The 23363-nt window shown below is 71.5% G+C and carries 19 protein-coding genes and 2 pseudogenes; 7 read left to right on the forward strand and 14 right to left on the reverse strand.

Annotated elements, in window-relative coordinates; genetic code table 11:
• Positions 1-40: 40 nt before the first annotated feature.
• The 3 genes from AC07C1_RS07230 to AC07C1_RS07240 are packed head-to-tail and all read right to left on the reverse strand — an operon-like array spanning position 41 to position 3701.
• Positions 41-1582, reverse strand: coding sequence for a carboxyl transferase domain-containing protein (locus AC07C1_RS07230; RefSeq protein ID WP_478937489.1), 1542 nt, complete (start codon positions 1580-1582; stop codon positions 41-43).
• Positions 1575-3038 carry an acyl-CoA synthetase gene (locus tag AC07C1_RS07235; protein ID WP_478937490.1) on the reverse strand — a complete coding sequence of 488 codons (1464 nt, stop codon included), beginning with the start codon at positions 3036-3038 and terminating at the stop codon, positions 1575-1577. Before AC07C1_RS07235 ends, AC07C1_RS07230 begins: the two co-directional genes overlap by 8 nt.
• Positions 3039-3095: 57 nt before the next feature.
• Entirely contained in the window at positions 3096-3701 is a 606-nt protein-coding gene (locus AC07C1_RS07240) for an O-methyltransferase (protein ID WP_478937491.1), read from the reverse strand.
• Between the two features lie 289 nt (positions 3702-3990).
• Between AC07C1_RS07240 and AC07C1_RS07245 the strand changes: the two genes are divergently transcribed.
• Entirely contained in the window at positions 3991-4866 is an 876-nt protein-coding gene (locus tag AC07C1_RS07245) for an ATP-grasp domain-containing protein (RefSeq protein WP_478937493.1), read from the forward strand.
• An 81-nt stretch (positions 4867-4947) separates the two neighbouring features.
• On the opposite strand, the pseudogene AC07C1_RS07250 reads toward AC07C1_RS07245, so the two are convergent.
• Positions 4948-5388, reverse strand: a pseudogene (locus tag AC07C1_RS07250) (LysR substrate-binding domain-containing protein); the annotation flags it as partial.
• 200 nt (positions 5389-5588) lie between these two features.
• Positions 5589-6146: a hypothetical protein gene (locus tag AC07C1_RS07255; protein WP_478937494.1), complete on the reverse strand. Its 558-nt coding sequence runs from the start codon at positions 6144-6146 to the stop codon at positions 5589-5591.
• A gap of 164 nt (positions 6147-6310) precedes the next feature.
• Between AC07C1_RS07255 and AC07C1_RS07260 the strand changes: the two genes are divergently transcribed.
• Both AC07C1_RS07260 and AC07C1_RS07265 read left to right on the forward strand, forming a co-directional pair.
• Positions 6311-7084 carry an IclR family transcriptional regulator gene (locus AC07C1_RS07260; protein ID WP_478937495.1) on the forward strand — a complete coding sequence of 258 codons (774 nt, stop codon included), beginning with the start codon at positions 6311-6313 and terminating at the stop codon, positions 7082-7084.
• Positions 7081-7926: an SMP-30/gluconolactonase/LRE family protein gene (locus tag AC07C1_RS07265; protein WP_478937496.1), complete on the forward strand. Its 846-nt coding sequence runs from the start codon at positions 7081-7083 to the stop codon at positions 7924-7926. The genes AC07C1_RS07260 and AC07C1_RS07265 overlap by 4 nt, the downstream gene beginning before the upstream one ends.
• A 33-nt stretch (positions 7927-7959) precedes the next feature.
• Here AC07C1_RS07265 and AC07C1_RS07270 read toward each other — a convergent pair whose 3' ends face one another.
• Complete coding sequence (locus AC07C1_RS07270) at positions 7960-9192, reverse strand: MAB_1171c family putative transporter (protein ID WP_478937498.1); 1233 nt, start codon at positions 9190-9192, stop codon at positions 7960-7962.
• Entirely contained in the window at positions 9189-9791 is a 603-nt protein-coding gene (locus AC07C1_RS07275; RefSeq protein ID WP_478937499.1) for a toxin-antitoxin system, toxin component family protein, read from the reverse strand. Before AC07C1_RS07275 ends, AC07C1_RS07270 begins: the two co-directional genes overlap by 4 nt.
• Before the next feature lie 150 nt (positions 9792-9941).
• Here AC07C1_RS07275 and AC07C1_RS07280 point away from each other — a divergent pair.
• Positions 9942-10355 (forward strand): annotated as a pseudogene (locus AC07C1_RS07280) (alpha-L-arabinofuranosidase C-terminal domain-containing protein); the annotation flags it as partial.
• A gap of 15 nt (positions 10356-10370) precedes the next feature.
• On the opposite strand, the gene AC07C1_RS07285 reads toward AC07C1_RS07280, so the two are convergent.
• Positions 10371-13340 (reverse strand): glycoside hydrolase family 35 protein, encoded by a 2970-nt coding sequence (locus AC07C1_RS07285; protein WP_478937500.1) that lies wholly within the window; start codon positions 13338-13340, stop codon positions 10371-10373.
• 75 nt (positions 13341-13415) lie between these two features.
• Between AC07C1_RS07285 and AC07C1_RS07290 the strand changes: the two genes are divergently transcribed.
• The 3 genes from AC07C1_RS07290 (at position 13416) to AC07C1_RS07300 (ending at position 15188) form a co-directional block, all read left to right on the forward strand.
• On the forward strand, positions 13416-13874 hold the full coding sequence (locus AC07C1_RS07290; RefSeq protein ID WP_478937501.1) for an RrF2 family transcriptional regulator: 459 nt from the start codon (positions 13416-13418) through the stop codon (positions 13872-13874).
• A 131-nt stretch (positions 13875-14005) separates the two neighbouring features.
• Entirely contained in the window at positions 14006-14377 is a 372-nt protein-coding gene (locus tag AC07C1_RS07295; protein ID WP_478937502.1) for a DUF1330 domain-containing protein, read from the forward strand.
• 160 nt (positions 14378-14537) lie between these two features.
• A complete protein-coding gene (locus AC07C1_RS07300; protein ID WP_478937503.1) occupies positions 14538-15188 on the forward strand; it encodes a DUF4360 domain-containing protein in 651 nt (216 codons plus the stop codon).
• Between the two features lie 129 nt (positions 15189-15317).
• On the opposite strand, the gene AC07C1_RS07305 is transcribed toward AC07C1_RS07300, so the two are convergent.
• From AC07C1_RS07305 to AC07C1_RS07330, 6 genes are all read right to left on the reverse strand, one after another.
• Positions 15318-17069: a pyridoxal phosphate-dependent aminotransferase gene (locus AC07C1_RS07305; protein WP_478937505.1), complete on the reverse strand. Its 1752-nt coding sequence runs from the start codon at positions 17067-17069 to the stop codon at positions 15318-15320.
• 101 nt (positions 17070-17170) lie between these two features.
• Entirely contained in the window at positions 17171-18325 is a 1155-nt protein-coding gene (locus AC07C1_RS07310; protein WP_478937506.1) for an aldose epimerase family protein, read from the reverse strand.
• Between the two features lie 56 nt (positions 18326-18381).
• On the reverse strand, positions 18382-19626 hold the full coding sequence (mmsB, locus tag AC07C1_RS07315; protein WP_478937508.1) for a multiple monosaccharide ABC transporter permease: 1245 nt from the start codon (positions 19624-19626) through the stop codon (positions 18382-18384).
• The gene (gene mmsA / locus AC07C1_RS07320; RefSeq protein ID WP_478937510.1) at positions 19623-21173 is read right to left on the reverse strand and encodes a multiple monosaccharide ABC transporter ATP-binding protein; all 1551 of its coding nucleotides are present in this window, start codon (positions 21171-21173) and stop codon (positions 19623-19625) included. The genes mmsB and mmsA overlap by 4 nt, the downstream gene beginning before the upstream one ends.
• 43 nt (positions 21174-21216) lie before the next feature.
• Positions 21217-22326 (reverse strand): multiple monosaccharide ABC transporter substrate-binding protein, encoded by a 1110-nt coding sequence (chvE, locus tag AC07C1_RS07325; RefSeq protein ID WP_478937511.1) that lies wholly within the window; start codon positions 22324-22326, stop codon positions 21217-21219.
• 37 nt (positions 22327-22363) lie between these two features.
• Complete coding sequence (locus AC07C1_RS07330; protein WP_478937513.1) at positions 22364-23332, reverse strand: hypothetical protein; 969 nt, start codon at positions 23330-23332, stop codon at positions 22364-22366.
• Positions 23333-23363: the final 31 nt, after the last annotated feature.

Here is a 23363-nt window from a genome sequence, read left to right on the forward strand (position 1 = left end):
ATCAGGCCCCGCGAGCCCGGCATGATCCGAACGAGAGGCCCTACGACTGGGGGCGGTCCGCCTGGCCAACGATGCCCCGGACCACCCCCAGTTCCACCAGGTCCTGCGGCCGGATCCGCAGCTGACCGGCGGTCGCCTCCACCTCCCGGGGCGGCCGCTTCAGAATGGCCGCCGCGAGTTCCGGGGCTATCACCGAGAAGTAACTGTCCGGCGTGACCCAGGTGTTGCCGGGCGCGGCCAGCGCGAGCGCCCCGCCGGAACCGCCCTCGCCGACGACGAGCGTGGTGACCGGCACCCGGGCGGCGGCCACCGCCCCGAACACCTCGGCGATCGCCGCCCCGGCGCCCTGCCGTTCCGCCTCCGCGTCGTTCGCGGCACCCGGGGTGTCCACCACCGTCAGCACCGGGACGCCGAGCCGGTCCGCCAGCCGGATCAGCCGGGCCGCGGTGCGATATCCGGCGGGCCGGGTCGCCGTACCGGTCTGCGCCGCGTAGGCCACGGTACGGCCGTCCCGCTCACCGAACCCGCACAGCATGCCGTCGGGGTCCCTGCCGCCGCACCGGTCACCGCTGATGGCGACGCGGTGCGTGAAGTAGGCGTCCAGGTAGGCGTGGGCGCGGAGGCGTTCGGGGCAGCGCGCCCGACGGACGGCCTCCCAGCCGGTGGCGGGCAGTACGGCGCTGCCGAGAGCGGCCGGGACGGGAGCGGGCTCGATGTACCGCGCACGCGCACGGGCCGCCATGGGCTCTTCCATGCCCTCGCGAACACCGGCGGGAGGTGCGGCCGCCGGCGGGGTGCCGGAAGCGCCGGCCGGGCGGGCGGATGTCGGCGCGCTGTCGAGGGGGGTGCTGGGGTGTGCGCCTGCCGGCGGGGTGCCGGAAGCGCCGCCGGGCCGTTCGGCCGCCCCGTGGGACAGCAGCCGCAGCCACACGGCCAGCACCCCCTTCAGCTCCGCCGGAGCCACCACCGCGTCCGCCGAGCCCGCCGCCACCTGGGCCTCCGCCGTGTACGCGGCCGGGTCGGCGTCCGGTGGCCGGACCCGGGAGCCGGCGAAGCCCACCTGGGCGCCGGGCAGGGCCAGGACGACGTCCGCGCCCGCGCCGAGCGTGGCCCAGCCGCCACCCGTCGCCGGGTCCCGCAGGACCGCGATCTGTGCCAGCCCCGCCTCCCGGGTGAGCGCCGACTCCCGGGCCACGCGCTGGAGCTGGGCCAGCGCGAGCATGCCCTCCTGCATCCGGCTGCCCCCGGTCGCGATCAACGGCACGACCGGCAACCGGTGTTCCCGCGCGTACGTGTACGCCGCCACCAGCCGGTCGCCGGTGCGCTCGCCCAGCGAGCCGCCCAGGAAGCCGAACTCGAAGGCGATCAGTACGGCCCGGGTGCCGTCGACGTCCGCGGTGCCGCAGACGACCGACTCCTCCTCGCCGGTGCGCTCGGCGGCACGGGCGCGCGAGGCGTCGTAGCCCTGCCAGCCGAGGGGTCCGTCCGGCTTCGGCTCCCCTGTGCCGCACGGGATGTCCGTGAAGCTCCCGGGGTCCGTGAGGAGCGCCAGGATCTCCCGTGCCGACCGTCGGTCAGGCATCGGCCAGGGCCCGCTTCATGATCTTCCCCATGTCGTTGCGGGGCAGCGCGTCCAGGTAGCGGACGACCCGCGGCCGCTTGTGCGGGGCCAGTCGCCGGGCCACATGGTCCGCCAACTCCTCGGCCGCGGGCGGTGCTTGGGCGTCCGCCGGGACGATCCAGGCCACGATCCGCTCGCCCAGGTCCTCGTCCGGCTCCCCGGTGACCGCTGCCTCGCGCACTGCCGGGTGCTCCAGCAGCGCGTTCTCGATCTCACCCGCCCCGATCTTGTACCCGCCGCTCTTGATCAGGTCGGTGGCCTTGCGCCCGACGATCCGGACGTACCCGTCGGGCTCGCGCACCGCCATGTCCCCGGTGCGGAACCAGCCGTCCTCGGTGAACGCGGCGGCCGTGGCGTCGGGCCGGTTCAGGTACTCGGTGAACAGGTTCGGGCCGCGCACCTGGATCTCACCGACACTCTCCCCGTCGTACGCGGCGATCCGCGTACCGTCCTCCTCCACCAGCCGCAGCTCCACGCCCGGCAGCGGCACCCCGACCGTGCCGGCCCGGGCCTCCCCGTCGGCCCGCACACTGGTGTTCATCAGCGTCTCGGTCATGCCGTACCGTTCGATCACCCGTCGCCCGGTCGCGGCCAGGATCCGCTCGTGGTCGTGCACGGGCAGCGCGGCCGAGCCGGAGACCAGCAGCCGGGCGCGCCCGAGCGCCTTGGCCAGCTCCGGGTCGTCCGGCAGGGCCTCGGCGATGCGGTGGTACATCGTCGGCACCCCGAACAGCATGGTCGCGCCGTCGTTCAGCTCCCGTGCCACACCCTCGGGGCTGAACCGCCCCAGGTGCCGCACCGAGCCGCCGCGCCGGAGCGGGCCGAGGGTGCCCAGCACGAGCCCGTGCACATGGAACAGCGGCAGCCCGTGCACCAGCACGTCCTGATCGGTCCACTGCCAGGCGTCGGCGAGGGCGTCCAGGGTCGTGGCGAGCGCCCGGCGCGGGAGCACTGCGCCCTTGGGCGGGCCGGTGGTGCCGGAGGTGTAGACGATCAGCGCCGGATCACCGTCGGAGGCCCGCTCCTCCGGGACGGTTCCGGTGGCCGAGGCGTCCACCTCCAGCCGCTCCGATCCGCCGAAGACAGACGGGAGTTCGGTGCCGGGCGTGGTGAGGACGAGCGACGGCGCACTGTCGCTGAGGATGTGCGCCAGCTCCTTCTCGCCCGACTTGGGGTTCAGCGGCACCGCGGCCACCCCGGCGAGCAGCGCGCCCGTCACGGCGACGGCCGTCTCCAGCTCCGGGGTGGCCCACACGGCGACCCTTCCCCCTGCTGCGGACTCCATGGTCCCCCGCAGCCGCGCGGCCAGCGCACCGGCGGCCCCCGCGAGCCGGCCGTACGTCAACGACCGTTCGCCGAACCGCAGGGCGATCCGTTCGCCCGGACCGTCCGCCAGGGCGGGGAAGAGGGAGGACACGGGGCGCACTCCTTACTGCCGACTCACGATCGGCCGTCGGGGACGACAGCACCCTTCCTACACCAGGCGCCTCGTGCCCACGACCGTGCTCAGGCCGGGGGCGAGCCGCAGTTCGGCCGACCGCAGCGCGGGATGTTCCAGCCAGTGCAGCCGGGCCCGGTCGACCTGGCCGTCGTGGAGCGGCGGCCAGCCGGTCGCCGGGGTGAAGTCGTCCGCGACGACCGTCCCGCCCGGCACGAGCAGCCGCTCGACATCGGCCGGCCGCTCCCCGGGCGCCTTGCCCTGCCCGCCCCCGTCGAGGACGAGCAGGTCGAAAGGGCCGTACTCCTCGATCCGGCGCCAGTCACCGGTGAGCACGGTGACGTCCGGCCGGCCGGCGAAGACCCCGGCGGCCGCCCGCGCCCGCTCCGGATCCCGCTCCACGCTGTACAGCCGCACGCCCGGGGCCGCCCCCGATGCCAGCCAGGCCAGCCCCACCCCGAGCCCGGTACCGGTCTCCCCGACACGGAGCCGCGCCCCACCGGCCAGCGCATGCAGCAGACGGCCTTGTCCCGGGCGGCAGGAGCAGGTGAAGCCGGCGGCGCGGGCGGCGGCCAGGGCATCCCGTACCAGGGGCGGGAGCCCGCCCACCCCGGTGTACGCGTCGGTGCCGCCGGTCGTCATGGCTCTTTCCTACCGGAACGGCGAGCTCCCGTGGACCGCTTTTCAGCCGACGGCCTGCCGCAGCCGCGTGACGGTGTCGGTGAAGCCCCGGCATCGGCGGCGGACGAGAAGGAGCGCGGGATGCACATCGAGTTCCTGACGATCGGGGTGTTCGCCAAGGCCAGCCGGCTCTCCCCGAAGGCGCTGCGGCTGTACGACGAGAAGGCGAAGGTCACATGCCCTGTCCCGGTTCCCGCGCAGATTGTTAGCCTCACCGGTGATCGAACCGTCGTACGACAGGGAGTCCGCCGTGCCCCGCATCGCCCTCGCCACCTACGACCCCGGAGCCCGGCCCAGCCACGACAGGGACCTGCCGGTGCTGGTGCGGGCGCTGACGGACGCGGGCGCCGAGACCGAGGCCCGGTACTGGGACGACCCGGACGCGGACTGGGCCGGCTACGACCTCGTCGTCATCCGCTCCACCTGGGACTACAGCTGGCGGGCCGAGGAGTTCACGGCCTGGGTGGAACGGGCCGGCGCGCTGACCCGGCTCGCCAATCCGGCCCCGGTGGTGCGCTGGAACACCGACAAGCGGTACCTGGGCGAACTGGCGGCGGCCGGTGTGCCCACCGTCCCCACGCGCTACATCGCCCCGGGCGAGCCGGCCGACCTGCCCGCCGGCCACGAGTACGTCGTCAAGCCGACCTCGGGCGCGGGCGCCCGGTTCGCCGCCCGCTACACACCCGCCGAGCACGACACGGCACTGCGGCAGCTGGCGCGGATGCACGCGGAGGGCCTCACCGCGATGGTGCAGCCGTACGTGCGGGGCATCGACGTCAGCGGGGAGCGCGCGCTGCAGTTCTTCGGCGGCGGCCTGCTGCACGCCAGCCGCAAGGGAGCCGTCCTCGCGCCCGGCACCCCCTACGACGCCGACAAGGTGGCCCACCCCGCCCTGGAGCCCTGGCAGCCCACGGACGCGGAACTCGCCGTCGCCGAGAAGGCGTTGGCGGCCGTACCGGACGGGCCCGGGCTGCTGTACGCGCGCGTGGACCTCGTCGACGGCGAGGACGGCGAACCCCGCCTGATGGAACTGGAACTGGTCGAACCGAACCTGTTCCTGTGGCTCCACCCGGACTCCCTGCCCCGGGTGACGGAGGCGATCCTGGCAGCGGCCGGGCGGGAGTGACGCCCTCACGGGGGTCGGCCGGCGGGGGCATGCGGTGGGCGGCCGGCGCGTCCGCACCGGGGTGGGTCCGCAGCGGGGTGGCTAACGCACCCCCACCGTGGCCCGGCACGCCTCGGCGTATGCCCGTACCAGTGGTCGTCGGCCGTCCTCGCGGCGCCAGGCCAGCGCGTACCGGCTGGGGCCGATGCCCCCCCCGGGCGGGTGGTGACGCCGCCCAGGCTGATCAGCGGGGCGTTGCCCACGGCGACCAGGCAGACCCCGAGACCCGCGACCAGCGCCTCGTACGTCTCCTCCGCGCCCGCGATCTCCGCGCCGATCCGGGGCGGCCGGCCCGCCCGGGCGTCCACGGCCAGCCAGTGGTCGCGCAACGCGCCCGCGCTCTCCGGCAGGGCCAGGAACGGCTCCTCCAGCAGGTCCGCGAAGTCGACCTCGGCGCGGGGCGGCGAGCGGATGCGTCTCGGGCAGGGCGACGAGGCGCGGTTCCTCGGCGACCACCGTCCAGGCATAGCGCTCCGCGTCGGGCGGCGATCACCGTCCGGTGCGGCAGCCCCACCGGGGGTCTAGGGCCTCTCGTTTGGATCATGCCGGGCTCGCGGGGCCTGGCACCGCACATCGCCGCGTTGTCGTCGGTTGCCATGGCTCCGCCATGACGCCCTCCTCCGCCTTGCGATGCACGGCGCCAGGCCCCGCTCCCTGATCCGGCATGATCCAAACGAAAGGCCCTAGGCGACGACCGCCGTCCGCTGCAGCAGCCCCCAGGTGAACTCGGCGACCACCTCGTGCCGTACGCCGTTCCGGTCGGGCGCCGTGAAGGCGAGGCCCCACCGGGTGGGTGCCGTGCCCTCCAGCGGGCGGGCCGGGGCGAAGGCGCGGGCGGCCTCGTCCACCGTGCAGGACCACGGGACGAGGTCGTCGAGCGAGGCCAACGAGGGCGCCGGAGCACCCGGTGCCCGCACCAGCCACTCGTTCCACACCGCCCCGTCCGGACCGACCAGCACCTCGAAGCGCAGGTCGGGCCAGAGGGGCAGGGTCCACCGCCGGGCCTCGCAGTCCACGTCACCGAGGCGGCGCGGGACGACGGACTCCGGCTGGCCGAGGACCGAACGGTACCGGGCGGCGGCGGACCGCGATCTCGGTGAACGGACCATGGCCTGCCAGCGCTTGTTGGTCTCCCGCATGTCCGCGATCGACACCCCGAGCCGTCGGCGGGCCTCCTCCACCAGGTCCGGATTGTGGTCGGCCATGCGGCGCAGCAGCACCAACTGGAAGTCGAGTGGCATGCCCCCATGGTGCCCGTGCGCACGGGCGTGGCTCCCGACCATTGCCCGGGCAACGCCTCATGGCTAGCCTGTGTTCGTCATGCCGATCGCTTGTTGATATCTCGAACATTCTTGGACGCGATATCTCCGGACAGGCGCTTAGACCCAAAGGGAGGGGGCCGGACGTGGGACGCCTCGTGCCTGCCGTGACCCGGGCTCTCGACATTCTTGAGCTGTTCCTCGACGGGGACGGGACGCTCTCCGCCCCCGACATCGTGCGCAGGCTGCAGTTGCCGCGCACCACCGTCCACGAGCTGGTCACCACGCTCGCCGCACGGTCGTACATCGTGCAGGTGCCCGGACAGCCCGGACGCTACCGGCTCGGCGTACGCCCGTACCAGCTCGGCAGCCGCTACGCCGAGCAGCTCGACCTCGCCGCCGAGGGCCAGCAGGTGGCCCGCTCGGTCGCCGAGACCTGCGACGAGACGGTGCACGTGGCCATCCTCGAGGGCACCGACGTCATCTACATCGCCAAGGTCGACTCCACGCACGCCGTGCGCATGGTCTCGGCGGCCGGTCGCCGGCTCCCCGCCCACTGCACCTCCGTCGGCAAGATGCTGCTGGCCTCGCTGCCGGAGCAGGAGCTGGCGGCGCGGATCCCGGACAGCGCCGAGCTGACGGCGATGACCCCGAACAGCATCACCGATCCCGCCGCGCTGCGCGAGGTTCTGGCGGAGATCCGGCAGCGGGGCATGGCGGTGGAGAACCGCGAGTCCAACCCGGACGTGTCCTGCGTGGCCGCGCCGGTCCGGGACCGCACCGGCCGGGTCGTCGCCGCGCTGTCCATCTCCGTGCCCATGATCCGCTGGAGCGACGAGCGCCGGGCGGAGCTGGAACAGCTCGCCGCGAAGGGCGCGGCCGAGCTGTCGGAGCGGCTGGGCCACCGGAGCGCCGCATGACGGCGTACGAGGTCGCGGTACGGGCCGAGGCGACGCTGGGGGAAGGCCCGACCTGGGACCCGGCGTCCGGCCGGCTGGTCTGGCTGGACATCCTGGGCATGCGCGTCCACACCTACGACCCCGCGACGGGCCGCCGTACGCTGCGTACGACCGAGCAGCACATCGGCGCGGCCAAGCCCCGGGCGGGCGGCGGCCTGGTGCTCAACCTCCGGGACGGGGTCGGCCTGCTGGACCCCGACGGCACGTTCCGCTGGCTGCACCACGAGCCGGTCCCGGGCCGCCGCGCGAACGACGCCGCGGTGGCCCCCGACGGCTCCCTCTGGGCGGGCACGATGCGGTACGACGAGGCGACGGGCGGTGGCACGCTGTCCCGGCTGACCGGGGACGGCACCGTGCGGACGGTCCTGCCCGACGTCACCGTCAGCAACGGCACCGGCTGGAGTCCGGACGGCCGTCTGATGTATTACGTCGACACCCCGACGCGCAGCGTGGACGTCTTCGACCACGACGGTGAGGGCGTGCGCAACCGCCGCCCGCTGACGCGGATCGAAGAGGGCGCGGGCTTCCCGGACGGGCTCACGGTCGACGCGGACGGGTGCGTGTGGGTGGCGCTCTGGGACGGGGGAGCGGTGCGCCGCTACACGCCTGCCGGCGAGCTGGACCGGGTGATCACCCTGCCGACACCGCGTATCACGGCCTGCGCTTTCGGCGGCGCCGATCTGACCGACCTGTACGTGACGACGGCCCGTACGGGTCTGCCGGCGCCGCATCCCACCGCAGGCTCGCTGCTGGTGGTACCCGGCGCGGGGAAGGGCCTGCCCCAACCGGCCTTCGCGGGCTGACCGCACGGCCGCCGACCGGCCCCAGCCCCCCGCCTACACAACCCCCGCAGCCCTGCCCTCCTCCACGGTTGCTCGGGTTCGGATCTGCTCGATGTGCTCGGGATGCCGTAGGGCGCGGGAGATCGGGACGATCTCGCGGAGGAGGCTCGTGGGGTCGGGGCCCGCTGTCGGGTCGGGCGGCTCCGGCCCGCGGGCGGCCCTGCTCTCGACCGCGGCCAGGATGCCCACCGCCGCGGCCAGCGCCCGTGCCCGCTCCGGTGGATGGCCGACGGCGAGCGCGGCGTCGTACGAGCGTCTGCCGAGGTCCGCGTCGATGTGCCGGGCCAGCGTCAGCAGCACGTCCCGGATGAACGTCTCACGCCGGGTCAGCCGCAGCTCCGGCGTGGCCCGCAGTACGAACGGCACGCCCTCGCCGCTCGCGGTCCGCGTCAGCCGGTACAGCGGCCGCAGTTCGCGGCAGGCCAGCCGGATCCGCCAGCGGTCGTGCAGATACTGGCCCATATGCGGCAGGATGAAGCCGGCCGCGACCAGGATCGCGGACGACGCGGCCACCGGCGGGGCCAGATTCGTGCTCAGCCAGTCCAGGTCCCGCCCGCACCAGCGCGCGAAGACGGCGGTCAGCTTGGCCCCGTCGAAGACCAGGTCCAGCGCGTACCCGGCGCCCAGCAGCCTCAGCCCCCAGCGCAGCCAGGCGTCCAGGCCCTCGGCGTGGGCCCAGTTCCAGATGAGCCGGAAGGTGATCAGGCAGGCCACGCCGTGTGCGACGAGGTAGAGCAGGATCTCCTCGCGCATGAAGGGTGTGCCGGCGTAGTACGTGTCCAGGTCCCGGATGCGTTCCACGGGCGCGTCGGCGAGCAGGAACAGCGCCCACAGCGCGACGATCACCCCGCAGTACACCGCGACCACCCGGCGCAGCACGTGCCGGGTGACCACCGAGCGGTCGGACAGGCTGTTGCGCCAGGTGATGATCAGCAACAGGCAGGAGCCGGACATCGCGGTGATCAGCGAATAGCACCAGGGCGCCGAGAAGTTGGGCACGCCGGTGACCCGGTTCATCCGGGCGATCATGGACGGCGTGCAGAACACGAACACCGCGCATGCGAGCAGCAGCAGTCCGCCGACGGCGCGCAGCAGCGGGTCCCGCCACAGCCGGATGATCGTGGGCAGCTTGATCACCAGGGCGACGGTGAGCACCGCGGTGGGGACCCAGAAGGAGATGTAGAACTCGTCCAGAAGTGCGGAGGGATCGAGTGCCAGTCGGGTCACCGCGCGGCTCCTCCCCGTCCGCGGTAGCCGAGGGTGCGCTGTGCGGGGCCCGGCGGGGCATCGCCCGGCCCGGTCACATGGGAGCGGAACAGGGTGGCCAGGCGGTGCCCGAAGTCGTCGGCCTCGGCCTCGTCGGCCTCCCGGGAGCCGTTGCGGGCGGCCACCGTGAGGGCCATGTCCCGCCAGCCGGGCGTCCCGGTGAACGCGCGGGCCGCCGCGGCCCCGGCCAGGTGGTGATGCCGGTGCCCGGCGTGCAGATGCCACAACTCGTGTCCGAGGATGACCAGTTGCTGCACGGCCTCGGCCCGCTCCTCGACGATGATCAGGTCGAAGTCGACGAACTCCATACAGAGTCCGGTGACCTCGATCTCGTCCGGGAACCGTTCGAAGCGCAGTTCCACCGGCCGCCCGCCGCGCAGCGCGCCCATCTCCTCGCACAGCGCCCGGCCCAACTCCCGTACGCCGTCGGGTGTCCCGGGCCGGGCGTGGACGGCGGCGGCGAGATCGCCGGCCAGGGAGCGCATCGCCGGGCCGGGGCGGGAGCGCCGCAGTCGTGCGGTCAGGCGTGCCGCCCGTTCTCGCGCGCCCCCGAAGTTCATCGGTCTCCCTTCTCACCGCGGTGTGCGGCCGGACCGAGCGTACGCGCCCGGATGTGCCCGCGTCATGCGATCCGGCGACCATCGTTCAACGGGGAACCACCCATGAGCCTGTGTCCGAACCATTGACGCGGAAGCGCTTCGAATCTACGGCCGGGCGGCCCCGCCTGGCGGCAGACGACCTTCCACCCCTTCGCCCAGGCCTCCCGGTACGACCGCGGCCAGGTCCTCGACGTCCGCGTGGACTCACCGACGTACGAGACGGAGAAGTACGGCGAGACGGACCTGCTGCACGCCACCGCCGTCCGCGCGCCCGACGGCACGGTCACCGTGTTCGCCGTCAACCGCGGCCGCCGGCCGCTGCCCCTCGAAGTCGCCCTGAACGGACTGGATCTGGGAACGGTCACCGAGCACAGCGCCCTCACGGACGCCGACCACGACGCCCGGAACACCCTCGACGACCCCGAGCGGGTCTCCCCGCACACCGTCGAGGGCACCGCACTGAAGGACGGCACCCTCACCGCCGTACTCGAGCCGCTGTCCTGGAACGTGATCCGGCTGGCGTGACCCGGCCGGCGCGGCTCAGCGGCCGGGGGAGAGCACCGGGGTCACCGGTACTCCGCCGGCCGCCCTGCCCAGCAGGGTCAGCCTCACCTCGCCCGGCCCGGACAGTGTGGTGAACTCGGAAAGAACCGCCAGCGCGAGGGTGTTGGCGCCCCGGGTGCGCAGGATGCCGTTCGGCAGCACGAAGGTGTGCTGCGGGCCGACGTTGTTGATGTACTGGCCCATGTTCCAGCCGTTGAGGAAGATCTGCGCCCGGTAGGCCCGGTACGGGTCGTCGTCCAGGACCAGGCCGACCGAGGCGTCGACGTCGGCCGGCACCGACAGCCGGAACGCGGTCCGGTACCAGGTCACGCCCTGGTACCGCGCGGCCCGCGGGAAGGTCACCGCCTCCCAGTCCCGGTCCGGGAAGCCGGGCAGATGCCAGCCCTCCCGCTCCCCGTACAGTCCGCCGTTGTTCATGGGTCCGCGCACCGGGTCCGCGCCCGTCTCGCCCTGGATCCGCCAGGTGATGTCCGGGACGGCCCCCTTGAAGGAGGCGGCGGTCAGGCCGCGGGCCACCTTGTGGGTGTCGAGCGCCTTTCCGTCCTGGTCGTGCTGCATGCGCCGGACGAGCACCGACAGCACGTGCCGGCCAGGGGAGCGCAACTGCTCGCGGACCGGGAAGACGGCCGTGTCCGCCCAGCTGCCCTTGCGGATGGTGGTGGACTTGTCCGGCACCGGCATCCGGTGCGTGCCCAGCGGTTCCCCGTCCAGCCACGCCATCAACAGGCCCTGGGTACCGGTGCTGTAGGCGAGCGAGATCTCCTCCAGGCCGCTGGAGCCGGTGAAGGAGCCCCGGTACCAGACGTCCCCGTAGTGGAAGCCGTAGTCGTCGGCGAACAACACCGGACCGCCGTCCGGCACCGCCGTCGTGCTGTACGACGACGTCTTGCCGGCGACCTGCCACGCCGAGTCGTCGAAGCTCGGGCTCACCTCCGGGTTCTCCCTGCGCATCCGCCAGCCCCCCAGCTCGGGCAGCCGCACCTCGGGGGCCGCGGGCAGCAGGCCGGTGGTCATCAGGCTGCCGGAGAGGGTGACCCGGGTGGGCAGCGTCCGCCCGTTCCACACCAGGGTGTCGATTCCGCGCGGGCCCCACACCTCCACGCTCGTCGTCTCGATGACGTCACCCGTCAGGTGGACCTCCGAGCCGCGCAGTTCGGCGTGGCGCAGCAGCTTCGGGCCGTACACCAGCAGGGTCCCGGACGGGGTGTCGTACGGGAACAGGCGGGCGGCGGTGGTGTCGTCGGTGAAGAGCAGCAGCAGCGGGGTCTCGCTCTCGCCCTTCTGCACCAGCACCCGTGTCAGGCCGCCCTCGCCGAGGGGCGCGTTCACGCGCAGTTCGTCCCGGTCGTAGACCCAGGCGGCCTCCGGGTCCAGCCGCTGGACGTTCGGCTCGGCCGGGCACTTCAGCACCAGGTCGGCCATCTCGCCCTGCCGGCCCGAGAACAGGGCGATGTCCTGCCGGCCCGTCGTCAGGCACAGCACGGGCTGGGCGGTGGAGTACTTCAGCGTCCGCCTGCCCAGCGACAGCCCGGTGGTCAGCAGCCTGGCGTCCTTGCCGGGCACGGTGATCCGCAGGTCGCCGGCGTCGGTCGGCAGGTCGGTGGTGACGGGCTCCGTGCCGTCGTTGCGGGCGATGTACACCTGGGCGCCGGTGTCCGGGTTGGCCAGGTGGTACACCTTCAGGCCCTCGGCCTCCACCTCCGCCGCCCTGTCCAGCTTGGCGAAGTCGGGCACGCGTTGCAGCAGGTGCCCGAGCTGATGCATCGGTACGATCTTGTCGGTGACGTTGCGGCCCTCGTCGATCGCGGCGCCGTAGTCGTACGACGTGTAGACGACCGGCGCGGGCAGCCAGCCCCACGACGTGCCGCCGAAGGTCATGTACACGTTGTGCAGGGTGAGCCCGTTGGCGAGGTTGGTCAGGTAGAAGCGGCGCTCGTAGGCCGCGTCCCGGGTGCGCCGGGACTCCGCGTACCCCTTGCCGTCGAACCAGGCGCCGCCCCAGGGGTCGAACCAGCCGCCCCCGAACTCGGGCACGAACCCGGGCGTAGCCGGTGAGGCGGTGGCCCCGCCCTTGAGCCCGCCCGGCCCGTAGTGCCCCCAGTCCGGTGGCGTCTGGGAGGGCGACGGATACCCGTCGAACCCGTACAGCCAGCCGCCCCTCTCCCCGCCGGTGTCCAGGGCCCCGGGGATCCAGTAGCCGTTCCGCCCCTTGTCGTTGTGGAACAGCGGTACGTCGATGCCGTCGGACCGCACCTTCTCGTACAGGTGGGACATGTAGTCCCGGCCGGTGGCCTCGGTGACGTGGGAGTCGTACTCGTTCTCGATCTGGTAGAGCAGGATCGTGCCGGTGCCCTGCGTGAACAGATGCCTGCGCGCGATCCGGTTCACCTGTGACAGCCACTCGTCCGCGTGCGCGAGGTAGGCCGGGTCGTCGGTGCGTGCCGTGCCCTTCGCCGCCGTCAGCCAGCCCGGGAAACCGCCGCCGTCGACCTCGGCGTTGATGTACGGACCGGGCCGCAGGATGACGTACAGGCCGGTCTCGGCGGCCATGCGCAGAAACAGGTCCAGGTCCCGGACGCCGGTGAAGTCGTACCGGCCGGGCGCGGGGGAGTGGTAGTTCCAGGCCACATAGATACTGACCGTGTTGTAGCCGTGGGCCCGCATCTTCTGCAGCACGTCCCGCCACAGGGAAGGGCTCGGCAGCCGGAACGGATGCAGCTCACCGGACCACACGACCAGACGCCTGCCGTCGACGAGCAGGGAGTAACGGTCGTACCCGATGGTGTGCCGCACGCCGTCGGCGCTCGGCGGGGCGGGCGCCGGGCCGGTCGGCACGCTGCGCGCCGCGTACGCCGAGGGTGCCCCGGGGCCGCCGCTGCCGCCCAGGGCGAGACCGAGCGCGGCCGAGCCGGCCAGGGCACTGAAAGTACGTCTGCTGAGCGCCAAGGTGGATCCTCCCGGGCGATCTTACGGGGCGCGGGTCCGGCCATTCTCCATGGACGCACGCCCCACAATGGACCCATGAGGATCTCGGCACGGGCGGATTACGCGGTACGGGCGGTTCTGGAGCTGGCCGTACGGCAGGGTGACGGCCCGGTGAAGGCGGAGGAGATCGCCGCCGTTCAGGACATTCCCCACAAGTTCCTGGAAGGGATCCTGGGGGACCTCCGGCGCGCGGGAATCGTCGACAGCCGGCGCGGTGGTGGCGGCGGCTACCGGCTGGCCCGGGACGCGGCGGCGATCACGGTGGCGGACGTCATCCGGAGTGTCGACGGCCCCATCGTCTCCGTACGCGGCGAACGCCCGACCGGCCTCGCCTACACCGGCACCGCCCAGCCCCTGCTCCCCCTGTGGATCGCCCTGCGCGCCAATGTGCGCCGGATCCTGGAGGGCGTCACCCTCGCCGACCTCGCGGCGGACGCGCTGCCCGAGCCGGTCCGGGCGCTGGCGGCGGAACCGGGGGCCTGGGAGAACCCCTGAGGGTTGTCCGCCGGACCGCTGGTCGACCGCCTGCCACCAGGGCCGGCGCATTACCTGCCAGGTCATCGACCCCGGCCCGCCCCCGGGACAGGATCGTGCACAACGAAAGCCGATCCGGCCGGAAGGATGCCATGTCCGCCTACGCGATAGCCCACCTGCAGGAAGCCGCCCCGCACCCGGAGACCGCCGAGTACATGGCGCGCATCACCGCGACCTTCGAACCGTTCGGCGGCCGGTTCCTCGTGCACGGCGCCCCGCACGAGGTGAAGGAGGGCACCTGGCCCGGACATGTCGTCGTGATCGGCTTCCCGTCGATCACCCAGGCCCGGGCCTGGTGGGAGTCGGAGGCGTACCAGGAGATCGCGCCGCTGCGCTCGCGGCACATCGACGGCGACATCATCCTGGTGCCCGGCGTCGCCGAGGACTACGACGCGGCCCTTACCGCGAAGGCGATGCTGGAGGCGTTCTCCGCCGATCACGGCGTCGCCGAGAACGGGAAGTGAAAACTCCGTTGTGAATGGCCGGAGTTCACGCTCCCCGGCGCGGGCGGGGCTCTCTACGCTACCCACGCCTCCCTTTCTCCTTCACAGATGACGCACAGTTTCTTCAAGGTGAACGGGTGGATCGGAGGCGTACCCCCCACCCCTACAACAGGGAGAAATCATGGCTGGTGGACTCCTCCTGAGCGGTGCCGTAGCCGCTCTTCTCACCACCGCGCTTCCCGCCCAGTCCTCGTCCCCCGTGTTCGACGACCCGCCCCCGGACAAGATCGTCATCGACGTGGCGACGGTCAACGGCTCGGGATGTCCCGCCGGTACGGCCGCCGTGGCCGTGTCACCGGACAACACGGCCTTCACGGTGACGTACAGCAGCTACCTGGCCCAGGTCGGCGGCAACTCCGACCCCACGGCCTTCCGCAAGAACTGCCAGCTCAACCTGGTGGTCCACGTGCCCCAGGGCTTCACCTACGCCGTCGCCAGCGCGGACTACCGGGGCTTCCTCTCGCTCCAGCCCGGTGCGAGCGCTACGCAGAAGGCCTCGTACTACTTCCAGGGCTCCTCGAACACCGTGCCCCGGAGCCACCCCTTCAACGGGCCCGCCAACGACGACTGGCAGGCCACCGACAGTACGGACTGGGCCCAACTGGTCTGGGCGCCCTGCGGGGCCCTGCGCAACTTCAACATCAACACCGAACTGAGAGTCAGCGCCGGGACGTCGGCCCCGGCCAAGGTCAGCTTCATGACGATGGACTCGACGGACGGCGACATCAGCACCATCTACCACCTGGCCTGGAAGGAGTGCCCGAAGCCCTAGAAGGGCGGCGGTGATCGGCACGGACGTTCCGCACTCCAGGCCCCCACCACGCCCCGCACCCGCGGGTTCGCCGTAGCCGGCCTGGTACGGCTCTGCCGATCACCGCCCGGCTGCGCCGGGACAGCACACCTAGCCCGTTTGGCTCATTCCCGCGGCGTCGGGCCAGCTCCGGGTGTTGGGCCAGCCTGTTGCCGGGGCCGGGGCCAAGCCCGTGGCGGGGGCCGGGGCCGTCATGCCCCGTACCTGGGCCGCGGTGAGGCCGCCGCGGGCCGGAACACCGGGCGGGGTGGGCGCGACGGTGGCCGCGGGCGCCGGGACCGGTGCCGGTACCGGTGGCGGTGCCGGGATGGGGGCGGGCGCCGGGAGTGGTGCGGGCGCCGGCAGCGGGGCCGGCCGCGGTGCGGGTGCCGGTGGCATCGGCTGCTGGACCGGCAGCGGTGCGGGTACCGGTGCCGGTATGGGCGCCTGCATCGGCGTGGGCAGTGGGGTCGGCGTGGGAAGTGGGGTCGGCGTGGGGAGTGGGGTCGGCGTGGGAAGTGGGGTCGGCTGGGCTGCCGCCGGCATCGGCATCCCGGCGCCGGGAGACACGGCGGCGGGGAGCGGCATGCCGGTGCCGGCGGCCGGGGCGGGAGCGGAAGCGGCGGTGGCCTGGGCGGCAAGTCCCCGCATACCGGACCCGTTGGTCTCGCTCATCAGCCGGTCCACGGCCGCCGTACCCGAGCTGTAGCTGGTCCCGGTGCTCAGCTCGGGTACGGCGGTTCCCCTCCTGGTCCCGTAGAGCACCTGCTCCAGGCCGGACACCAGGCGACGGACGTCGACCTGGGGGCGCACCACGAGTCTCAGGAAGCGACTGGACGAACCGATCTTGTTGCCGCACTCGCGGACCAGGATCCGGTGCTCGGTGAGCATCCGGTCCCGGACCACCGTGCCCTCGGCACCGACGGGAAGCCGGATGAAGAGGAAGTTGCCCTGGGAGGGGTAGACCGTGAGCCCGGGGAGTGCGGAGAGGTGGCTGGCCATCTCCAGCCGGTCGCGGCGGACCTGCTGGAGGCTCTGCGCGTACGCGGCGCCGTGCTCCTTCAGCATGAACACCACGTGCTCGGCGAAGGAGTTGAGGTTCCACTTGGGCAGCATCGAGCGGATCCGGCCCGCGAGCGCCGGGTTCGCGACCAGGTAGCCGAAGCGTATGCCGTGCAGGCCGAAGTTCTTCCCGAGGCTGCGCAGCACGACCACGTTGGGGCGGAGCATCGCCTCCTGGACGACGCTCGGTTCGGCCTCCGCGTCGGCGAACTCGAGGAAGGACTCGTCCACCACCACCAGGTCGAGGTCGGCCATGGCGTCCATGAACTGCACCACCGACTGCCTGCGCGTATAGCCGCCGTCGGGGTTGTTGGGGTTGCAGATCACCACGACCCGAGTGCCCCGGGAGCGGATGAACTCGGCGTACCGGGCCAGGTCCAGGGCGAAGCCGTTCGCCTCCTGGAGCGGGAACATGTCGACCCGCTTGCCCGTCTCCATCGGCTGGTCGGTCCAGCGGCCGAAGGTGGGTACCGGGACCGCCAGCGACTCACGGACGAGGAGATGATCGATCCAGGTGATCAGCTCCGTGGAGCCGTTGCCCATCGCCACGCACTGCGGGGGCAGTCGCAGCAGGCCGCACAGCTCCGCCGTGATCGTCTCGGCGCTGCTGGGGTAGTACGTGACGATCTCGCGCAACCGGGCCGACATCTCGTCGAACATGGCCGGAGTGGGGAAGTACGGGTTGCACGGGATGCAGAAGTCCACCGGGCCGGTCCCGTCGCCACCCTCCCGCGTCAGCGCCGCCATCGAAGGGCTGTGCGCGGCGGCGCCGCGGAACAACGAGGTGACGTTGCCGGCCAAGGGAACCTCCGTTCAGGGTGGCCCGTGCGGGGGAGCACGGGCCGCCCTTGGGTACGGAAGGGACGGCAGTGGCGTTCAACTCACCAGTGGTGTGAGCCTCTTCACGCCTCGAACGTGTGGATCGTCGTCGTCCGGTATGTCTGTCCGGGCCGGAGCACGGTCGACGGGAAGTGCGCGTGGTTGGGCGAGTCCGGGAAGTGCTGTGTCTCCAGGCAGAGCGCGTCGCCCTGGCGGTAGGTGCGGCCGCCGGTGCCGGTGAGGGTGCCGTCGAGGAAGTTGCCGGAGTAGAACTGCAGGCCCGGCTGGTCGGTGGCGATCCTCAGGGTGCGGCCGGAGCGGGGGTCGCGCAGGGTGGCGATGTGTTCGGGATCCGCCGTGACGCCCTTGTCCAGGACCCAGTTGTGGTCGTAGCCCTTGGCCTGCACCTGCTGCTCGTGACCGGCCCGGATGTCCCGGCCGATCGGCTTGGCATGGCGGAAGTCGAAGGGGGTGCCGGAGACCTTGGCCAGCTCGCCGGTGGGGATCAGACCCGGGTCGGTGGGGGTGTATTGGGAGGCGGCGATGCGGAGTTCGTGGTCCTCGACCGTGCCGCTGCCCTCGCCGGCCAGGTTCCAGTAGACGTGGCTGGTGAGGTTGACGACGGTCGCCCTGTCGGTGGTGGCCTCGTAGTCGATGCGCCACTCGCCGTGCTTGGTGAGGGTGTACGTCACCTTCGCCTTGACCGTGCCCGGGTAGCCCATCTCGCCGTCGACGCTCGTGTAGTGCAGGTGCAGGCCGACGTCGGAGCCCCGGGTGAACGGCTCGACGTCCCACACGTGCTTGTCGAAGCCCTTGGTGCCGCCGTGCAGGCTGTTCGCGCCGTCGTTGACGGAGAGCTGGTAGCTCTTGCCGTCGAGGGTGAACCGACCCTTGGCGATGCGGTTGCCGTAGCGGCCGATCAGGGCACCGAAGTACGGGCTCGCGGCGACGTAGTCGTCGATGTTGTCGAAGCCCGCGACGATGTTGGCGTGGTGGCCGTGCCGGTCGGGGATCTCCAGGGTCTGGACGATGCCGCCGTAGGAGAGGACCTTGAGGCGGGTCCCGCCGTTCTCCAGTGACCAGCGGTACACCTTGGTGCCGTCGGCCAGCTTGCCGAAGAGTTCCTTCACCGGCTTCCTGCCTCCCGAGGCTGCCTGTGCGGTACCCGTGCCGAGGGTGGTCGCGGTGATGCCCGCGGCCGCGGCTCCCGCGATGACCGTGCGTCTGTTCAGTTCCATGTGCGGCTCCTGTACGAGGAAGGGCCCCGCCGGTGACCGGCGGGGCCCGAGCTGACCTACGAACCGGACTTGCGCTTGTTCCACACGTCGAATCCGACCGCCACCAGCAGGGCCAGGCCCTTGATGACCTGCTGCCAGTCGGTGCCGACGCTGAGGAGGTTCATGCCGTTGTTCAGCACGCCGAGGACCAGACCGCCGATGATGGCACCGAGGACGGTGCCGACGCCGCCGCTCATGGACGCACCGCCGATGAACGACGAGGCGATGGCCTCGAGTTCGAAGTTGAGGCCCGCCTTCGGCGAGGCCGCGTTCAGGCGGGCGGCGACCACCAGACCCGCCAGGGCCGCGAGCACGCCCATGTTCAGGAAGACGTAGAAGGTGACCTTCTTGTCCTTGACGCCGGACAGCTTCGCCGCCGGCAGGTTGCCGCCGATCGCGTAGATGTGACGGCCGAAGACGGCGTTGCGCATGACGTAGCCGTAGCCGACCACCAGCGCGCCGAGGATGAGCAGCACGATCGGCGCGCCCTTGTAGCTGGCGAGCAGCATCGTGACGACGAGGATCGCGGCCGTGATGGCGACGAGCTTGAGCAGGAAGAGGTTCCTGGGTGCCACGTCCAGCGAGAACTCCTGCTGGCGCTTGCGGTCGCGGAACTCCTGCAGGACGGAGAAGACGATCAGCGCGATGCCCAGCAGCAGCGTGATGTTGTGGTAGTTGGTGTGGGGACCGGCCTCCGGCAGGAAGCCGTTGCCCATCTTCTGCAGCCCGTCCGGGAACGGGCCGAGGGTCTGGCCCTCCAGGAAGATCTCCGTCAGACCGCGGAAGATCAGCATGCCGGCGAGGGTGACGATGAACGAGGGTATGCCGAAGTAGGCGATCATGAACCCCTGGACCGCGCCGGCGACCGCGCCCACCAGCAGGCACAGCACCAGGGCGACCGGCCAGGACACCCCGTGTTCCACCGTCAGGACGGCGGCGAACGCGCCGATGAACGCCGTCAGCGAGCCGACCGACAGGTCGATGTGGCCCGCGATGATCACCAGCATCATGCCGATCGCGAGGATCAGGATGTGGCTGTTCTGCAGCACCAGGTTGGAGACGTTGCGCGGCAGCAGCAGGTCGCCGTCGGTCCACACCGAGAACAGGGCCACGATCAGGCCGAGCGCGATCAGCATGCCGTACTGCCGCATGTTGTTGCGCAGGCCGTCCAGCATCAGCTGCAGCAGGCCGCCGGAGGCCGGGGCGCCGCTCTTCCCGGGCGGCGCGGGGGCCGGGGTCTTGGCGGTCACGTCCGTGCTCATCGGGTTACCTCCTTGTCCTTCGTCATCTGGCGCATCAGCGATTCCTGAGACGCCTCGGCCCGTGAGAACTCGCCGGTCAGCCGCCCCGCGGCCATCGTGTAGATGCGGTCGCACATGCCGAGCAGCTCCGGCAGCTCGGAGGAGATGAAGACGACCGCCCTGCCCTCGGCCGCCAGCTTGTCGATGACCGTGTAGATCTCGAACTTGGCGCCGACGTCGATGCCGCGCGTCGGCTCGTCCAGGATCAGCACGTCCGGACCCGCGAAGATCCACTTGCTGAGGACGACCTTCTGCTGGTTGCCGCCGGAGAGCTTGCCCACCGGCTCGAAGACGGTCGGCGCCTTGATGTTCATGGACGTGCGGAACCGCTCGGCGACCTGCCGTTCCTCGTGCTCGTCGACCACGCCCCGCTTGGCGACCTTCCTCAGGGAGGTCAGCGAGATGTTGCGGTTGATGGTGTCGATGAGGTTGAGGCCGTAGTGCTTGCGGTCCTCGGTGACGTACGCGATGCCGTGCCCGATCGCCTCGGCGACGGTCTTCGTACGGATCTCCTTGCCGTCCCTGAGGACCGTGCCGCCGGCATACCGGCCGTAGGACCGCCCGAAGACGCTCATGGCGAGTTCGGTGCGGCCGGCGCCCATGAGGCCCGCGATGCCGACGATCTCCCCGCGCCGCACCTCGAGCGACACGTCGTCGACCACCTTGCGCTGCTGGTCGATCGGGTGGTGCACGGTCCAGTCGCGGATCTCCAGGGCCGGGGCCGCGCCCTCCTCCGCCTGGTGCGGGGTGCGCTCGGGGAAGCGGTGGTCGAGGTCGCGGCCGACCATGCCGCTGATGATCCGGTCCTCGGTCGTCTCCGCGGCCTTCACATCGAGCGTCTCGATGGAGCGCCCGTCGCGGATGATCGTCACCGAGTCGGCGACCCGGCGGATCTCGTTGAGTTTGTGGGAGATGATGATCGAGGTGATGCCCTGCTTCTTCAACTCCAGGATGAGATCGAGGAGTTTGCCGCTGTCCTCGTCGTTCAGCGCCGCCGTCGGCTCGTCCAGGATGAGCAGCTTCACCTGCTTCGACAGCGCCTTCGCGATCTCCACGAGCTGCTGCTTGCCCACGCCGATGTCGGCGACGCGGGTCTCCGGGTGATCGGTCAGACCGACCCGGCGCAGCAGTTCGGTCGCGTGCTTGAGCGTGTCGTTCCAGTTGATGAAGCCGCGCCTGGCGTGCTCGTTGCCGAGGAAGATGTTCTCCGCGATGGAGAGGTACGGCACCAGCGCCAGCTCCTGGTGGATGATGACGATGCCGTGCTGCTCGCTCGCCCGGATGTCCTTGAACCGGCAGGGCTCTGACTCGAAGAGGACCTCGCCCTCGTAACTGCCGTGCGGATGGACGCCGGAGAGCACCTTCATCAAGGTGGACTTCCCGGCGCCGTTCTCGCCGCAGATGGCGTGGACCTCGCCCTGACGCACCGTCAGTGTGACGTCCGAGAGCGCTTTGACACCGGGAAAGGTCTTGACGATCGAGCGCATTTCCAGGACGGGTCCCGCCATGGTCGTGCCTTCCAATCAGTGTGGGGTCGGTCGGGCAGCGGGCTTACTTGAGCTGGCCGGCCGTGTAGTAACCGCCCTTGACCAGAACGTCCTCGTAGTTGGTCTTGTCGACGCTGACCGGCTGGAGCAGGTAGGCGGGGACGACCTTGCTGCCGTTGTCGTACGACTTGGTGTCGTTGACCTGCGGCTTCTTGCCGTTCAGGGCGTCGTCGACCATCGTCGAGGCGACCTCGGCCAGCTTGCGGAGGTCCTTGTAGACGGTCTGGGTCTGCTGACCGCTGATGATCGACTTCACGGAGGCGAGTTCGGCGTCCTGGCCGGTGATGACCGGCAGCGGCTTGCTTCCGGAGCCGTAGCCGTCCGACTTCAGCGCGGAGAGGACGCCGATGGAGATGCCGTCGTAGGGCGAGAGGACGGCGTCGACCCGCTCGCTCTTGTACGAGGAGGTGAGGATGTCGTCCATGCGCCGCTGGGCGGTGGCGCCGTCCCAGCGCAGCGTGACGACCTTGTTGAGCGCGGTCTGGCCGGACCGGACGACGAGCTGCTTCTTGTCCAGGTACGGCTTCAGGACGCTCATCGCGCCGTTGAAGAAGTACCGGGTGTTGTTGTCGTCGTTGGAGCCGGCGAACAGCTCGATGTTGAACGGGCCCTTCTTGCCGCTGTCCAGCCCCAGCTTGTGCACGATGTACGTGCCCTGCAGCCGGCCGACCTTCTCGTTGTCGAAGGAGGCGTAGTAGTCGACGTTCTTGGTGCCGAGGATCAGACGGTCGTAGGAGATGACCGGGATGCCGGCGTCCGCGGCCTGCTGGAGCACGCTGTTCAGGGACTTGTTGTCGATGGCCGCGATGATCAGGCCCTTGACGCCCTGCGTGATCAGGTTCTCGATCTGCGAGACCTGCTGCTCCGGGTCGTCCTCGCCGTAGACGAGCTTCGTCTTGTAGCCCTTGGCCTCGAGGTCCTTGACGACGTTCTTGCCGTCGGAGATCCAGCGCTCGGAGGACTTGGTCGGCATCGCGATGCCGATCGTGCCCCCCTTGGCGCTGCTCTTCTCCTCCTTGCTGCCGCCCTCACCGCTCTGCCCGCAGGCGGTCAGGGTGAGGGCGAGGGAGGCGGCTCCGGCTATCGCGGCGAGTGCGGCTCTGCGGTTGCGCATGGTGATCAGTCCTTGGTCGTCTCGTCGTTGAGAGGGGTCACGCGGTGCTGGGGAAGCGGTTCAGCGGGCCGGGCAGCCGGGAGCCGAGTGGCGCCATGTCGCCGTCCGCGCCGTGCCGGGCGAGCAGGTCCAGGGCGAGCCGGCCGCGCCGCACCCGCTCCCGGGCGGTGTCCAGGGTCAGGTCCCGAAGGTGGGTGCCCCACGGGTAGATGCCGGGAGCCTTGGACAGGCCGAACTTGAGGTAGAGCGGGGCGCCGCGCCGGATCAGCTCGGCGACCTCGTACATCCGTACATAGCCGCCGAGGTCGTCGGGGGCCTCGATGTACATGTCCATGGGGGCGCCGGACAGCCTGCGGATCTCGGTGAGGTGATCCAGTGTCAGATCGCTGGGCACGTTGACGGAGTCGGCGCCGAGCCGCTCGTAGACGGCGTAGGAGGCCGGGTTGACGGGGCCGATCAGCGCCGAGACCTTCAGCGTGGTGTCGGCCGGGATGATCCCGGTCTCACGCGCCCGGTGCAGGGTCCACAGCACGCCCTCGTCCGCGACCAGCAGGCACCTGACGCCCAACTCGGTGGCCCGCACGGCGTCCTCGACACAGCCCGCCATGGCGTCGTGACCCCGGGCACGCAGTCCGGCCCCCCGCGAGTCGGACCGCACCGAGCCCCCGATGTCCCAGGTGCCGCGCGGGCCGGTGAACAGGCACAGCTCGATGTCGCGTTCGGCGGTGGCCCCGACCATCTCGGTGATCTCGGCGTCGGTGAGCATCCACACGCCGCTGCCCTGGCTGATCCGGTGGATCGGCACATCGAGGCGGGAGGCCTCCTTGAGCACGACCGCCAGCGCTTCGGGGCCCTCGCACGAGGGGATCTCGGTGCGCCAGCGGCCGCCGCCCGGGAAGCTGTGGGCGGAGGTGTCGGCGGGGTCGAGGGCGGCCGCGCTCAGGCCGAGTGCGGCGAGCACCTGCTCGCCGGGCCTGCGGGCTGCCGGGGCGGAAGCGTCGGTCACAAGCTGTCCTTTGTGTTCGATATATCGGACA

This window comes from Streptomyces sp. NPDC045022 (assembly GCF_056432605.1).